This is a genomic window from Vibrio sp. Vb0349, assembly GCF_033338975.1.
Genome location: NZ_JAWOTS010000012.1, coordinates 1 through 15873, shown reverse-complemented (window position 1 = coordinate 15873; position 15873 = coordinate 1). Strand labels below are relative to the sequence as shown.

The window sequence follows — 15873 nt, the reverse complement described above, 5'->3', positions numbered from 1 at the left end:
GGCGAACCATGCTGGCTTCCATTAGCTGTCAAACGGTCATCGAATGGCGAGAGTATTTCTCGGAGCAGGGCTTTTCACATCACATGGATAACTGGCGCTTTGCTGTTAGTTGTGCGTCTAACTGGAATATCACGGCCATGGCTGCAGGAGTGAAGTTAGACGAGCCTGTTTCATACCGTGATTTCCTACCCGTGACCGACGAGCCCGAAGAACCCCACGAATACACTGATGAAGAGCTGATGGCATTGAGCGAATCAGCAGGAGGATTCCGTATTGAGTGCCCAGATAGCTGATTTTAATATCCGCTTCAATACTGAAACCGCCAAGTTTCAGAAGGACGTGGATTACGCCAAAAAGATGCTGCGTGGCTACACCAAAGAAGCCAAAGCTGCAAACGATGAAAACGTAGGCCTCAGCAAATCATTAGAAAGCACCGCAGACGGCGCAAAAACTGCCGCCAAAGGTGTATTAGAAATTACAGGTGCGGTGACCGCCGGACTTGGTGCCGTAGCTGGCGCAACGGGTTACCTTATTACCCGTCAAGCGGAGCATGCGCGTCAAATTGAGCGCATGGCCACTGTTTCCCAAACCTCTGTCGAACAAATTCAAGCCTTGGGTTACGCCTCTGAGCAATACAACATCAGTGGCGAAACCATGGCAGACATCCTCAAGGATGTGAACGATAAGCTAGGTGACTTCTCTGAGAATGAAGGCGGTGAGTTTGCCTACTTTATGGAGAACATCGCGCCTAAAGTCGGCCTCACGATTGAGAAGCTCCAACAACTCTCCGGTCCAGAAGCTCTGATTGCGGTCAAGACTGCGATGGACGCAGCCAACGTGCCGATGAAAAGCCAGATTTTCTATCTGGAAAGCATTGCCAACGATGCCTCGGCCTTAATGCCATTGCTCGATAAGCAAGGGCAAAAACTCTACGAACTAACGGATAAGTTCGATGATTTGAACGTATCGATGTCGGAGTATGACATTGAGAAGTTCAAAGAAATGGACCAAAAGCTCAAGGACGTTGGCCTCAAGCTAGAAAAGTCGTTTGCTAACGCCGTTCTTGGAGCCAGTGATCAAATTGATTGGTTCACTGACAAAATGGTGGTGGCCACCGATTATTGGGGATCGCTGTTTGATAGTTGGTCAGACAACCCAAGAACTGAAAATGGATTGAGTAAAAGGCTCTCAGAGCTGCGTTCTGAGATAACCAAGCTAACTAAAGAAAAGGCAGAGTTAGATAAACAATTTAAGGGGTACGAAGGTGTTGATACTGAAGACTTGTTACCTTACAACCCTCTTGGTAAAAGTAAAAATGAGCTCTTCAACCTCAACGCCAGTTCCGGTTTAGTTGATCGCCAACTCGCTGCTGCGCAGGCAGAACAGGCGATGCTTCAAAAGCGCTATAACAAAATGCGCTTTGGCATGAACTACGACGTGCCTCAGCCATCAGTCAAGCCTGCCAATGATGACGACGGTTCTGGCGATTCGACCAGTGCAAAAGAGATTGCACGCCAACAACAGGCAGGTCAACAGCGCCTTGCTGCGCTCGATGTTCAATACGCTGATGAACGCGAAAAACTAAAGCTTTCGCATGAGCAGCGCCTTGAAGATATTGAAAACCTCAAACTCTCAGAGCAAGAAATTGAGCAGCGTGGTTTTGAGTCACTGGCTGCAATCAAAGCGGAGTACAAAGAGCGCGAGAAAGAGTTCTACGACACCGAGCTTGAAGATTTTGAGCGTAAGCAAGATGAAGCGATTCAGCGAGAAATTGACGCTTATATCGCAAAAGAAGATGCCAAAACCAAAGCGGCAGAGCGTGCGTCCAAACAGCGAGCCGATACGGAAAAACGTATTGAGCAATCCGTCCTCTCGATGAAGTTTGGCTTAGCGTCGCAAGGCCTATCATTGATTGAACAAACCGCCAAACAAGGCTCGTTCATTCAAAAGGCGGCATTCGCTGCGCAAAAAGCCATGGCTGCTGCTCAGGTCTATATGCAAGGTGAAGTTGCCGCTACGGCTGCACTGGCTCCACCGCCTATCGGTTTGGGTCCAATTGCAGGTGTTGGTCAAGCAATGGTCATTCGTACTTTGGCTGCTGCCAGCGCAGGCTTAATCATGGGGCAAGCTGTCGCAGGCATGGCGCACAACGGCATTGAAGAAGTGCCAATGTTTGCAGGTCGCAGTGAGTCAAACTGGACGTTAAAAGCAGGTGAGCGAGTCTACACCAACGAGTCAGCGCGACGCATTGACCAAATGTACCGCGCCACCATGGCAATGTATCGTCAACCATTTGCTGCCAACGACCCGACCATGGCCTACCAAAACCGCATGGCCGCGAACGGGAGCGGAGCGAGCGCCCAACCTTGGACCATCATTATTCATGAAGCTGAGCCTGGTACTCACGCTGAGATTGATGACGAGAACAAAGTCCTCAACATCATGATGAAGGATGCGCAAAGTGGTGGGAAATACTTTAGCTACATCTCTAAAACGCTTGGCGTTCAGCCAGGAGGATTCAAATAATGGCAACCATCAAACCTGAAGTGTTGGCACAATTGAACCCGAACGTGATCCTTTACCCGTGCAAGTATTTTGGTAACGGCATTTTGCCGTTGCCAAAATCCAAAGGGTATCAGTATCAACATGGCAAAACGGTCATACGCTCAAAGATGGATTTGGGCTTGGCCACCATGCGTCGTCGCTCTCGCATAGCCCCTGCTGAATTTGTCTTACCATTCCGGTTCACCGGAGAGCAAAAAGAGGTATTCGAGAGTTGGGTATTCAATGAACTGGAAGCAGGCGTGGAGTGGTTCTATTTGCCGCTTCGAACGGGCGACTACGACCTTGAAGTACATAAGTGCCAGTTTACCGCCACACCAGGCGAGGACACCCCATTCGTTTATAAAGGTGGTCGCAAAGACTTTGGTTCCATATGGGAACTTAAAGCCAAAGTGCAAACCTTCCGCGCTTTAAAACTGGAGCGCTACACCGCTCGCGTACTTTCCCGAGATACTTTATCTGGCATCGAAAAGGCCGCGTTAGCTGCCGAAGAGGCCGTATTCAAAATGCCATAGCGAGGCAAACGTGATCATAGCAACGATTGAATATCAGCACCCCTCCTTACCAGGAGGGGTGTTGCGTTATGTGAAGGACGGAATTGACCTACATGCCGGAATTGAGTCAGGCGAGTGGGTGTGGTTCACAGCAGGCCAGTTTGCTTTTCAGTTGCCCGACAAGGCAACCAAAGGACAAGAAGCCCTGACCGTGGCCGCGCCCAATACAGACCTCACGCTCTCTAAGGCGATTGAAACCGCCAAGCGACACGAACCCGTGATTCCAGTCGTGAGCATTTACCGCGAATACGACACCGACGACTTGAGCAAGCCGCGCAACAAGCGAATAAGACTCACCATGTCCTCGGCAAAAATCACTGCCATGACCGTGACCCTCACGAACTCATGGAAAGATTTGACTAACCGCCGCTTCATGCGCCCGATTTACAACAACGTTACGCACCCAGGGTTGATGTACATATGAGTAAACCATCCATGATTGCTTACTTTAAATCGCTGCCAGATGGTCACTTTCCGGTGGACGGCTGCGTCCTGCTTGTGCGTGAGGCATGGCAGCGTTTCTTGCATCTTGAAAATTTGCCCAAGCATATGGACCAGTTTGTCACACCAGACTACGCCCATGAGCTGATTGATGGCTATCAAGGCCAGTTAATCGAACCCATTCAAAAGCCAGAGCACCTGTGCATGGTCGCCGCCTCTGGTAAAGGCAAATGGCATTGCGGTGTATTCAGCGCCGAGCAAATGCCAGGTTATGTCATCCATACCCTTGGCTGCACCGTCAAGATTGAACCGTTAAACCAGTTCCGCCGCCGATTTGATACCGTGGAGTTTTATCGTCATGCCACACATTGTCGAGTTTCTACATCCGATACGAAAGGATAAACGCAAGGTTCATACTGTCGATGCTGGCACTCGCTTGTCGGATTGGCTAGAAAAACACTTCCCAAACCAAACCTTCAATGCCACTTTAAATTTTAACCGGCTCGATGATTTCAATGTGATCATCAGCGAGCGTGATGTGGTAAGTATTCGCCCTAAAATGGGTATTGGTGCTGATTGGCTGATTTACGCCGCCCTTGCGCTGTCTGCGGCCTCTGCCGTCTACATGTACATGAACATGCCAGACATGAGCAGCAACCAGAACACCAAGCAAGCCAGCTCGGTGTACAACTACAATGGCCAAGGCAACAAGCCAAAACTTGGCAACCCCGTTCCAGTTCGTTATGGGCGCATGCCGCATTACCCTGACATCATTGCACCGGATTGGTGGGAGTACGAAAACAACGAGCAGTATTACTACCAGACCTTTTCTCAGGGCATTGGCAAGTTTCTTTACCATCGGCACGTTATTGGTGAGACGGAAATCAAACCAGATAACCCCGACATTGAAATCCGAGAATATAAGCCTGGTGAAGTGGTGGATCATTTCCATCACATCGTCTGGACCTCCAAAGAGGTCGGTTCATCCGATGGTCAAGGTGGCTTAAAGCTCGATGGCGTGACCTCGGATTGGGTCGCAGAGACCAGCAGCAACGAAGCGCGTTTTCGTGGCAAGGTAGTCGAGCTATGGTCTAACTACAGCATTCATATGGGCAATGGTGATTACACCTCCACTATGCGCCGAGATAAGTGGCCGTGGGATGCGGGTCAGCATGTGGTCATTACTTCCACATCCAAAGACAGTCTCTTTTTTGAGGGTAACATCCACTTTCATGATATGGGCGATGATGGAGACGTTATCGACCCTGAAGAGCTGCCGGACGAAATTGAGAACCCGCTGGGTTGGGGTATGTTGGCGCACAATGACCGTATTGTGATCACTGGTGCAGGCGTCAACTCAGGCACCTTTATCGTCACCGCTTTTCGCCCTGGTAATCGTATTCGAGTAAAGACCGATGGTGGCACCGAAGTCACGCGATTTCAGCCTATGAGTAACGTGTATGTACGCATATACCAAGCCGTGGGCAACGATGGTACTTATGTGTGTAAAGACAGTAACGGCACCTTAGCCTTGGTTGACTCTGCCACATTGGAAGAAGTGGTCGATTGGACAGGCTTTACCACGATTGATAGTCCTAGTGCGGAAATATCGGTATTAGAACGGGATCGAGAAGCCGAATGGGTGGGTGACTTTCTTAGTGTGCCAAGCAATGCAACCGCGCTTGATGTGGGGCTGGATTTTATCTTCCCTCGCGGCCTTGGCACCATGAACAAAAATAGCAATATCAATGCTCGAACGTGTGAATGGCAAGTACGTGTACGGCCAGAGGGCACGAATCAGGCTTATCAAACCCATAAGTTAACCCTGACAAAAGGCGATAACACGCCGCAGCGCATCACCGTTTGGTTGAAAGAGGCGATGGGATTAACACCAGGGCGTTGGGAAGTGGGCTGTCGTCGTCTGAGCACCGTCACCAAAGCGACGAAGGTGTTCGATGAAGTGCAGTGGATGGGGCTGAAGTCCGTCATTCAGAAAACCTATACGAATGAAAAAGAGTCCATCATCACGCTGAAAATCAAAGCCACCAACTCGCTCAGTCAGCAGGCCAATAGCCAATACTGGAATGATTCGACGCGCATCCTGCCTGTTCGCCAAGACGACGGCAGTTATGTAGAAGAGCCAACTCGCTCCATTGCGGATGCGGTCATTGATGCTTGCCGCAATGATGTGTACGGGGCAGGGCTAGAAGACGATGCCATTGACCTAGATACCTTGCTGGCTTACCGAGACAAATGGGGATCGCGAGGTGATAAGTGTGATGGCTTATTTGACCAACCGACCACGTTTTGGGAAGCGCTACGTAGGCTACTCGAAACGGGACGCGCTTACCCACGCATCGAGCTTGGCACGGTCAGCATGTGGCGCGATGAGCCAAGAGAGACTCTGTGCAAACCATACTCACCCGTGAACATGACGCCAGACAGCTTTTCTGTCGACATCGACATGGTCAAGGAAGATGACTACGACGGCGTCGAAGTCGAGTGGTTCAATCCTCAGTCAAGAAAATCTGAAACCTTACTGTGCACCTTGCCAGGGCAGAACGGCTACAACCCGAACCCACTTAAGCTGAACTTTGTCACCAACGAAGAGCAGGCCAAAAGGGAAGGGCTATTCCATGCTGCCGTTCAAGCCTACCGCCGCACTAACATCGACTTCACGACGGATATGGATGGATGGGAGTCGAACTATGGTGATGTGATTCCGGTAGCGCACGATGCGGTGAGCTGGGGCGCGTCGGGGCAGGTGATCGAAACGCTAAACGCTGCCGATGGCAATCAATACCTGCAGCTTTCGGGACTGTTGGAATGGGAACCAGGTAAGCAGCATTATTTGCTGTTTAACCGAGGCAACAAAGGAACGCATGGCCCGTACCGAGTCGAGCCGACTGAGGCGCCAGATATTGTCATTCTGGTCGATGAGCCAACCGAAAAGATCATCGCTGTGGGTGAAAAGGGCAAAAAGCCAAGCGAATACATGTTTGGCCAAGCCGACACCATGTACAAGAAATGCATCCTGCAACAAGTCAAACAGAAAGGGGAGTTCGAGGTCGGCTGCGCCGCTATCGAAGACGACCCTCGCGTGGATGCCTACGCATAAACTCAAGCACTCAATGCCCAGCCATCGCGCTGGGCTTTTTTATGAGGTTTATTCATGACCCAGAATATTGAACAACGCACTCTAGCTGCAACAACCACAATAGAAGGTGCCGCAAAGTCTGTTGATGAAATTGCGCATACGGATAAAGAAGTGCAGACCCCTGCCGGGTATCGAAAGTCTTTCCCCAAAATCAGTCGAGAATGGGATCAAGAGTCGATGCGCCTGCAGAACGAATGGAAAAATGACAGCGCGAACATTCGCCAAAATTGGCAGAGTGAACGAAATGAACTCAGCACTAAGGCACTAGGCATAAAACCTTGGGAGGCTGGCAGTAGCGAAATCAATATTAATCAACAACGTCGTTGGACGGATAATCATACCTATCTGCCAAAAACGGTTCCAGCCGTTATGACAGCGGAAGGGCCGGATGATAATTGGATTCCTTACACGGCAGACAAGTCAGACACATTGAACGATGTGTTCAGCCGCAAGCCCATTGATCTTGTTAATGGGGTGGTATTGATTCCAGATGAAAAGCATCAATACCCTAAAATCAATGCTTTTGGCAAACTTTGGGAAATTGATGATGGCTCATTGCAACTGACGGTAAAATCGTTTGTTGAAAGCAGTGATCGCCACCTTGTCGTGACCTTGGCTGATGACTCAGTAATCATTGGGAATCAGATCTCCAGTGCGACGCGAGCATGGGTTGAATCTACCACGTTTATTCGTAAGGATTCTTTCGTTAGGGCCAACGAAGAAGCGTTGGCAGGGCTATACCGAGAAGGTTCAGTTATTGAGACTCTTGGCTATTATAACCCATATGATGGTGGCGGTTGCCAGTACGAAGTGAAAAACGGTTTATTGGTACGCACCCCAAAATCCCCTGTTACTTACAAGCAATTTGGGGCTGTGGGTGGAGGGGAGGTGGATTGCATTCAGAACCTCATTGATGCTCACGCATACGCCAACTTTCACAACTTGCCCGTCGAGGGGGATGGCGACAAATATCTCATTCAAGGCGCTGGATGCATTGATGTGCACAGCGACACCAACCTTAATGGTTCAGAGTATGTTCTAGCTAGAACGGGCACCGCGCCATGGATTAGCATTACACCAAGTAAAGGTAAGGAAGAGCAACCACTTTCACAGGCGCTTATTGACTTGATGCGTCCACACTTAAAAACGGGCACCACCTATATTCCTGGTCTTGGCAATGATCATGAAGCACTCCAGTCTTACGTATACATTGCAACGGACCACATCCTAACGGAAAGGGTGGGTTATAACTATTTCATTTACGCTCAAGACAGTTTCACCTTACTGCGTGATGGCAACATGATCGGTCAGTTGATCACAGACTTACGACCAGGACAAATCACTAGCGCTGTCTATAAGCCTTTAGAGAACAGCACATTAACATTCAAAAACTTCAATATTGCATTGAATTTTGACTCAGAGTACATCCCTAAATTTTCGATTAGCCGTAATCAAGTGGATATTAAGGAGTTTAGTGTTCGTCGTGTTGCAAGAAACATCATGGCTACAGATGGTGTTGGTGAGCTGTTCAGTGTGAAGCGTTGTTACAAAATTGCATTTGATACCGCAGATGGCGATGCTATTGGGTTTGGTCATTATGGTAACGGTGCTTATGGTTACATGATCAGCTGCTCTAACGTGGTTGACCTTACTATAAACCGATTTCAAGGCAATGGTGGTTGGGGAATTACGGGGTCTAACTGGCTAAAAGATGTCAATGTCACCAACTCGCAAATAAATCGTTGGGACATTCACTTTGGTATGGGGAACGTCACCATTCGAGACTCTGAGTTCTACGGCTATGGCGTCAACGTGACTTATGGAGACGGCCAGTTATTGCTGGATAATGTCAAATTGTATCCGCAATATACTAAGGGTGTGGATGGTGTTGAAGTCTCGTACATGTCTGGTTGGTTAGTAGGCTCAGGCTCATCTTATGGTTATTGGTGGCGAGGCAGTATCGTTATCAAAGACCCAGAAATTTGGTTTGACCCAGAATCTTCAAAGGATAGCTTCAAGTTCATTTACTCGCCTAGCTTGAGCTCAGAGTACAGTGCGCTTGGCACCTTGACGTTGGGAACGCAATGGAAAGTGCTAAGAGCAAAAGTGCGATATATGCATGCCCCTCCAAGCGATGAGAAAGAGATCAATATCTACGGCGCTTGGATCGGCGGCAAGTACAGCCGAAGATTCCGCTTACCAAGCTCAATCGTTATTGATGGAATTGACTTTGATACAAGCCATAAAAAGACCTATTTACATGGGTTTGTGATAGATAGGCCTCCAGTATGGAGTGATGCTGACAAGGTTTATCCATCGAGGTGTGAAGTCGTCATTAAAGGCATTAAAAACCAAATGGCGGATTGGGAATTGATGAACGTTAAATATTACCCCGAGCACGCTTTACGTGTTAATGCGTTGAAGAAGTACTCCTTAGTGGATTTTTGTTTGTACGATCAATATGGTCTGCCGAGCATGGAAAATTCGCTGTGTCAATTCGAAGTGTCGATTGAAGACTCGAAAGGCACGTTTTATGACGCTTACTTTAATCACGAACTCACCATTTCCAACTCCAAAATCCTACAGCCACGAGTCAGCGTTAACGCAGGAGGGACAAGACGCATCACAAATAGTGAAATCTGGCCAATGCCGTCAGAAACTTCACAGATTTGTTTAGCTGGTGAATGGATCGCTAATTTGAACACGATACGCCGTTCAAAGCTTGAAGGATACGCGGAGCCAACAACCATTAACGCTTCTGGGTTTATGTGTTCGATGGGCAACCTATTAGAGAAGGGCGGCACTTATGACGATGAATCCATTAACATGCTTTGGTTAAGACAAGCCCCCAACCCTATGTGGGAAGTGCCATCTTCAGCAGCTCCGGTTCAAACAGACCCGATCCCAACCAGTTAATACATTCCATACAATCTAAGAGGCATTATGAAACGATTAATTGCACTGTTTATGCGCGTCCTGTTGGCGCTGAACATGTTTGTGCTGCACTTGCTTACTGGTCAGTCTGATCTCACTATTAGCGGTTGGAGTTACATCCGCGTGCGACAAGGTAAGCGCTCGCCCATCAAGCTGATTGATTGGCTTTTCTTGAAGCTATTCAAGCAGGAGGACCATTGCCGAAAGGCGTTTGAATGGGAGCTAAGTGAATCACGCAAGTTTTACTATGAACACCGACCCTACTTGTGGGGCGTTTGTTGAGGTTCATTTTCAAATAAACTCTATTTAGACCAAAAAAACGAAAATAACACTTCAACGAACGGCCCAAAAAAATAATAATTTTTATCTCACATTGTACCCATCTTCTTGATAGAAGTATCATTCCTCAGAAACGTATGAGCCATATTTTGGCTTAACTGGATCAATACCATTAATATGAGATTAAGTGAATACATGGCTGGAGGCTGGTTGCTGGGGAATGTAATGTCTCATAAGATCAATAGCTTGTATTGAAAAACTCTCTGCTATATAACGCTATTCTAAGAGTCACTACAAGTCATCTCATCGACGTTGGCTTGACATCTACGAGCATCTAAACAAGTGCAATATTCTTGTACTAAGTAGTTGTATAGAGGTTTGCAAGCTTTGCTTGCGAAGCCAACACATCTTAGTAAGTGTCAGATATTAAGAGAGTATTTGAGATAGACACCGGAAGGTGTGAGCTCAAAAATAGGCATGTTTATGATAACAAATCTAAAAAAGCACAAGAAATAAGAACAAAAAAAGAACCGTCATTCATCAATCGAAATGCAGCAAAAATAATCGGATTTCTAATAGGCCCTGTACAGTTTTTAACTGTATCAGCAGTAATGACATACTCAGATTGGATTCCAGTACGTTACGCTAATTACATTTTAATTGTGTCACTACTTTTGGTATTTCCGTTATTTTGGGTTGGGTTAGATAAAGGGGCTTCAAAAGATAATTCTAGGTTCCTTAAGAGTTTTCAGAAACGCGAGTATGTGGCCTTTACTCACAAAGCTACTAGTGAAGTTTTGAATCAAAAGATAGGTTCGGGCGTATTAACACCATATCCTGACAAGTCTTCTGGTTTCCTAGGAAAAACTGCACTAGGTCGTTGGTTTGTTAGAAAGATGGATCATCCCACGAAAGTTACATGGGGGCATTACGGCAGACCTGAAGATTCAAAAGATTCTAAGCAAGGGTTAATAAGGTTGCGCGAAAAGTTAAAGTTCTGGAAAAAGACAACGAGCTATTACAATTCTGCTATAACCATTTACGTTCCGGTTGAACTGATTAAGTTTCCGAAGGGGATGGTAAAAAAAATCTTTGGTAAGCATCAGCTTATACTTGAACAGGAAGTGCGACTTAAGGGGACTTGGGTTGAGTTGCATGAAATGCGAGAAGTTCAAGAGAATGGCAAAACTATCGATAAATGGGTTTCACTTGGTAGAAGGCAACTTTAACCTTAGAAGCCAGCAGTAATCAACAGGGTTAATGAGCTACCACAAATAATGCTTATTTGATAACGACGACGCTTATGCATTTAGATAGCATTTTTACCCAAGCACACTTTTGTCTAGGCTTATGACTCGCTTCTGGACTCGGCGAGTTAGGGCAAATCAGATAAAGTGGTTTAACCCTAAAATAAGTCAGTCTCATTCTTAAGTCGGATTTGATAGAACACAGTTGACTATATGTATCATCATTTGGACCTTACTTTTCAACTGTTTATCTTTAAAGTGGTTTCATAGGACCCAACCCATAATGATATAGGGGAGGTTTACACCCACACCTTGAACTGGGGACTAGTTCGTTCAAAGTAAACCAATGGATTAATAGGAGATCATCTAGAAGAATTTATAATGCTCACACCTAGTAAAACAGTTTCTTTTACCCCCAACGTAAACATTTTTTGGATAAATAACTCCTATTTTTAGAGATACATATGCAACCTGAATTAAGTCAGAGAGATCATACTCCACTTGGCGTTGAGCCAATTCTTCCATCAGAGCAAGACATTTGGTGGGAGAAAACCATCGAATACTTATTTGTTTCAAAGCACCTAAATCATTATGAATTTGCAATGCCGTTAGCAGGTAATCATGAGAGGCTGGGCGATTATACATTCGCCAAAGATGCAAGGTGGATAGCTATTGAGTTCAAAAGAGGAATTCAGGGGATAAGTGATTATAAGGGCATTGAAGCCATGAGAAGGTCTGAAATCGTGAAATTTCCCGATCCACAAGAATTAAATTATAAAAAGGCAGGGGAAATTCTTTGCGAAAAATACGGAGCTACAGATGATGGTATCAACCATCACTTTATCGTATATGGTGAGTTAGATGACTCAAAGTTGCTTCAGCTCAAATCATATCGATATTTTTCAACACCCGAGTCAGGTGTGGCAGTGGAGAAAACACTCTCCATGGGTATAGATATAGACACATTCTTCGACTATATAAATGATTTCACGCTAAAAAAACAAATCGGTATGCGCCGCTCACCTAACAGCCCCTTAGGAGGACCAGACTTTGGAATTGCCATTGGAATAAGTTCAAACTGTTTTACTGCAATGACTATGAAGGAATTTATTGCTTATCAAAGAGCTATTAAAGAAGAAGAGCAAAATACCAAACTACAAGATTATAAAAATATTCTTTTTAATGATGGCATAGAACCTGAAGAAATCATTTCTAAACGAGATGTAAATGAGCGCAATAAAAAGAAACAAGATAGGGTAAGAACAGACGTGGTGTACAAGAAAACGTCCCGTGTCAAATTAGAAAATAGTGAAGCGTTTGATAAAATAATTAGAACATCGACTAAAAAGAATCACAACACAAACGAAAGCTAAATTGTACTGACTCATGTCTGAGCTGACAGCGCCCTATTTTGTTGGTGCTGTCAGACTAAACTTGGGTTCGGTCTAATCGTTTCAGTCCAAAAGTGAGCCATAAAAGGTCATTTAAACCTCTGTAGCTCTGGCCAAAACCGATTTAACTCTTTCTTGTTAGGTTCTTTCAACTAGTTAACGTAGACCTTGGCCTCTATCTCAATATCTGAGCAGTCCATCTGTTGATCTAGGTAAATGACATCGACATTCACATTGTTTATTTCCCAGCTGGCGTAAATGTGTCTAAGTTGATACTGATTCCGGTGTGGCATCTCTACCTCTTCGCAAAGGTTTGCTCAAAGTCTTACCAATTCATTGTTGCTGTATAGTCGTAGCTGCTTCCTATCTGCTGACCAAAGGCTTTATGATTGGATAGAAGTAGATCTTTTCCTTTCGGTAAATATAACCTGGCAATTCTACATCATGTTCATTTTCAGCATACAAATAAGTGAATTGTGCTGAGCTTGGAATTGATCCGAAGCTGTTGGTATAGAAGTGTTCGAAACCATGCAAAAGGTGGCTGCTAGTCGCGAGAAGTGGGGCATATTTGGGACAATGATGGGGCAAATTAAGCAAGTAATTATGGATGTTTAGAACTTAATTTGATCATGCAATAATTCATAGGGAGCAATTCAATGTGGTGTGATGTGTTTTAGTGTTTTGATTTTAAATGGTTTATTTTGGGTTCACCAATTGCGATGAACTTTTGTGGTTGACACGATAGACTGCAGTATAGATTTGCGTGGTTTTTACATCGGTGTGACCAAGCTGCTCTTGTACTGTTCTAATGTCAGCACCAGACTCCAATAAATGTGTGGCAAAGCTGTGCCTGAGTGTATGGCATGTTACTGTTTTCTCGATACACGCATCCGTTGCTGCGCGCTTTACCGCTCTTTGTATTGCACTTTCATTGATATGATGTCTTCTGATCTCTCCGGTGTCCCGATCTGTACTTAACTTTGTTGATGGGAATAAAAAGTGCCAGTTAAAATCTAGCTCCGCTTTTGGGTATTTACGTCGTAAACCTTCAGAGATGTATACCCCCGCATAACCAGGCATGTGTCTATCTTTAAAATAGTAATCTCTTGCTAAATTAACCTGAGCTTTAAGCGGCTCATGTAGCTCTTTTGCTAACGTTACGGTACGATTTTTACCTTCTTTTCCTTGCCAAACACGAACTGCGCCATAATCATAATCGATGTCCTGAACTCTTAAGCGCAAACACTCCATGACTCGAAGCCCTGAGCCATAAAGCAGCTGAATATGGAGTTTATACCTCGGGTCGATATGTTGAACGAATCGTCGGATCTCCTCCCTAGTTAATACAACGGGAAGTTTCTTTTCGGTCAGGGATTTCTGAAATCTCATATCAAGTGATAGTGGAGTTTTGAAATAATCACGATATAAAAATGATATTGAGTTCAGTGCCAAAGCTTGCGTTTTTACCGCAACTTTTTCTTTTACCGCTAAGTAACTCAGGAACTGAACTACATCATCTTCTGCTAGTGTTGAAGGGTGGGCAAGCTGTTGGAAAGTGATAAAGCGTTTTATCCAAAATAGATAACTTTCGATGGTTTTATTCGCATAATGACGAGTAAGCATGTGCTCTTTTACACTAAGTAAAAACTGACTTTTCATGATAAATTAACCTGTTTATTTATACAGCTACGTTAATGTATCACCACTTTTGAAATTAGCGTGCTGTGCGCCGCCTAATTGCGCGCGCTACCACACATATTCATACTGTTTTTCTATTTGTTTCATGCATATAGGTGCTACGATTTATAGCGCTTTTGATCAGAAAGAGGGCGGTAGCCTGCTAGAAAGGAGGCAAATTGCCGTATAGAAAGCGTTAGTTGCCAACGAGGAAAACGCAGCTAAAGCAGAATGTTTAGAGTTAAAATCAGTATGTTTTTAGTGGCGTTTCGTACTTCAATTTTGAATCATTCGGGTTCGTGAAAATCGTTCTCAGGTTTCTTTTGAGGTTGGATTTTCTGTTTCAGAAACCGATTTGCTTGTTGAAAGTCAGCTTTGTAATATTGTCTTCTCAAAAGATTTTTTTGGTGTTGCTAGTCCGTTTTCTACGGCGCTTTGAGTCCCAAGTGGTTTCAGTGACAGGCGCTTTGAAGCTGCGCCTGATTTGAGTTTTTAATACACGTAAAGCAAGTGTTAGCAAAGCGGCAATCCACTTCAAATGAAAGCGTTAGGTCTGGCAACTAACAAAGCATTTAAGAGGGATTCACAACGCTTGGCAGTTTTGGTTTGAATCAGCTTTAGTGTTTACGGCACAATAGCTTAGGTTGGGTGGTGGCGTTGTTCACCCCTTAATGCGGCGTTATGTGTTAAGGAGGAAACTTGAAAACTGGTGTAACTATAAGCTTGGCTCAAATCCCGATCGTGAGAGGCGACTTATGTGGGAATATTGAAAATCATATTAAAATGATCAAGAAATCATCTTCTTACAAAGCTGATGTTGTCATTTTTCCGGAATTATCATTGACGGGCTATGAGCTAGACTTGGTTGCTGAGCTGGCTTTTTCGCCTGAGCCGTTGAGTTTTAAAGAACTATCTCAAGCGTCAGTTGAAAATGAGATTATAGTTATTGCAGGTTGTCCGCTAAAAGCTAACAATTCCTCAAAGCCAACAATAGGTGCGGTAGTTTGTTTTCCCGATGGCTCAGTCCAATTTTATTCAAAGCAATATCTGCATGAAGGCGAAGAGAAGTATTGTTCTTTTGGGACGACCGATTACTTTTTTACTGTTAATGGGCATCAAATAGCACTGGCTATTTGTGCCGACTTCACAACACCGGAACATTCTCAGCGGGTTAAAAAGCTCGGTGCGGATGCTTATGTTGTAAGTGCTCTAATTTCTGGTAATGGCTTTACCCCTGATTCTAAAATTCTATCCGAAATTGCTTTAGAACACCGAATCCCTGTACTTCTAAGCAACCATATATCAGAAACAGGTGGTTGGGAAACTTGTGGTAAAAGTTCAGTTTGGGATTCATTTGGGAAGCTCGTTATTAGCTCTAGCGAAAAAGAAAGTGGTTTGGTTTTGTGTACAATTGCTGGCAATGCGCTCGAGGCTACTAAAACATAACAAACAATTTAAGAGTGATTCAGCACGCTTGGCATTTTTAGTTTGAATCAAGTTTAGTGATTACGGTGTTCAATTTGAGTTTGTGGCAGCGTGCTTCACACCTTAATTGGGCGTTATGTGCTTGGAGGAAAAATGGGATATTTTCAGTACTATGGAATCGACTGGGTTGCAATGGTACTTACGTT

Annotated in this window: 12 protein-coding genes; 11 read left to right on the top strand and 1 reads right to left on the bottom strand. The window is 45.1% G+C overall.

Annotated features, from left to right (window positions below; translation table 11 throughout):
• Positions 1-8 precede the first annotated feature (8 nt).
• The 10 genes from R7Q47_RS14345 to R7Q47_RS14300 all read left to right on the top strand — a co-directional run bounded on the left by R7Q47_RS14345 (position 9) and on the right by R7Q47_RS14300 (position 12547).
• Positions 9-293: a phage tail protein gene (locus R7Q47_RS14345; protein WP_025500496.1), complete on the top strand. Its 285-nt coding sequence runs from the start codon at positions 9-11 to the stop codon at positions 291-293.
• A complete protein-coding gene (locus tag R7Q47_RS14340; RefSeq protein ID WP_318089192.1) occupies positions 274-2526 on the top strand; it encodes a hypothetical protein in 2253 nt (750 codons plus the stop codon). The genes R7Q47_RS14345 and R7Q47_RS14340 overlap by 20 nt, the downstream gene beginning before the upstream one ends.
• Positions 2526-3077: a hypothetical protein gene (locus tag R7Q47_RS14335; RefSeq protein WP_206959157.1), complete on the top strand. Its 552-nt coding sequence runs from the start codon at positions 2526-2528 to the stop codon at positions 3075-3077. The genes R7Q47_RS14340 and R7Q47_RS14335 overlap by 1 nt, the downstream gene beginning before the upstream one ends.
• Before the next feature lie 10 nt (positions 3078-3087).
• Positions 3088-3540 (top strand): DUF1833 family protein, encoded by a 453-nt coding sequence (locus R7Q47_RS14330; protein WP_229652147.1) that lies wholly within the window; start codon positions 3088-3090, stop codon positions 3538-3540.
• On the top strand, positions 3537-3959 hold the full coding sequence (locus R7Q47_RS14325; RefSeq protein WP_229631743.1) for a hypothetical protein: 423 nt from the start codon (positions 3537-3539) through the stop codon (positions 3957-3959). Before R7Q47_RS14330 ends, R7Q47_RS14325 begins: the two co-directional genes overlap by 4 nt.
• A complete protein-coding gene (locus R7Q47_RS14320; protein ID WP_318089191.1) occupies positions 3916-6675 on the top strand; it encodes a host specificity factor TipJ family phage tail protein in 2760 nt (919 codons plus the stop codon). The genes R7Q47_RS14325 and R7Q47_RS14320 overlap by 44 nt, the downstream gene beginning before the upstream one ends.
• A gap of 54 nt (positions 6676-6729) precedes the next feature.
• Entirely contained in the window at positions 6730-9630 is a 2901-nt protein-coding gene (locus R7Q47_RS14315) for a hypothetical protein (protein WP_318089190.1), read from the top strand.
• 27 nt (positions 9631-9657) lie between these two features.
• On the top strand, positions 9658-9930 hold the full coding sequence (locus R7Q47_RS14310) for a hypothetical protein (protein WP_318089189.1): 273 nt from the start codon (positions 9658-9660) through the stop codon (positions 9928-9930).
• Positions 9931-10343: 413 nt separating this feature from the next.
• On the top strand, positions 10344-11156 hold the full coding sequence (locus R7Q47_RS14305; protein WP_318089188.1) for a hypothetical protein: 813 nt from the start codon (positions 10344-10346) through the stop codon (positions 11154-11156).
• A gap of 482 nt (positions 11157-11638) precedes the next feature.
• Positions 11639-12547, top strand: coding sequence for a hypothetical protein (locus R7Q47_RS14300; protein WP_318089187.1), 909 nt, complete (start codon positions 11639-11641; stop codon positions 12545-12547).
• 714 nt (positions 12548-13261) lie between these two features.
• Here the strand turns inward: R7Q47_RS14300 and R7Q47_RS14295 are convergent.
• Positions 13262-14224, bottom strand: coding sequence for an integron integrase (locus tag R7Q47_RS14295; RefSeq protein ID WP_318089185.1), 963 nt, complete (start codon positions 14222-14224; stop codon positions 13262-13264).
• 717 nt (positions 14225-14941) lie between these two features.
• On the opposite strand from R7Q47_RS14295, the gene R7Q47_RS14290 reads away from it, so the two are divergent.
• Positions 14942-15688, top strand: coding sequence for a carbon-nitrogen hydrolase family protein (locus R7Q47_RS14290; protein ID WP_005386971.1), 747 nt, complete (start codon positions 14942-14944; stop codon positions 15686-15688).
• The last annotated feature ends 185 nt before the right edge of the window (positions 15689-15873 follow it).

Bases quoted from the DNA above. Each gene is read 5' to 3' on its own strand.
- R7Q47_RS14345 (WP_025500496.1), top strand. From the start codon at position 9: ATGCTGGCTTCCATTAGCTGTCAAACGGTCATCGAATGGCGAGAGTAT.
- R7Q47_RS14335 (WP_206959157.1), top strand. From the start codon at position 2,526: ATGGCAACCATCAAACCTGAAGTGTTGGCACAATTGAACCCGAACGTG.
- R7Q47_RS14325 (WP_229631743.1), top strand. From the start codon at position 3,537: ATGAGTAAACCATCCATGATTGCTTACTTTAAATCGCTGCCAGATGGT.
- R7Q47_RS14320 (WP_318089191.1), top strand. From the start codon at position 3,916: ATGCCACACATTGTCGAGTTTCTACATCCGATACGAAAGGATAAACGC.
- R7Q47_RS14315 (WP_318089190.1), top strand. From the start codon at position 6,730: ATGACCCAGAATATTGAACAACGCACTCTAGCTGCAACAACCACAATA.
- R7Q47_RS14310 (WP_318089189.1), top strand. From the start codon at position 9,658: ATGAAACGATTAATTGCACTGTTTATGCGCGTCCTGTTGGCGCTGAAC.
- R7Q47_RS14300 (WP_318089187.1), top strand. From the start codon at position 11,639: ATGCAACCTGAATTAAGTCAGAGAGATCATACTCCACTTGGCGTTGAG.
- R7Q47_RS14295 (WP_318089185.1), bottom strand. From the start codon at position 14,224: ATGAAAAGTCAGTTTTTACTTAGTGTAAAAGAGCACATGCTTACTCGT.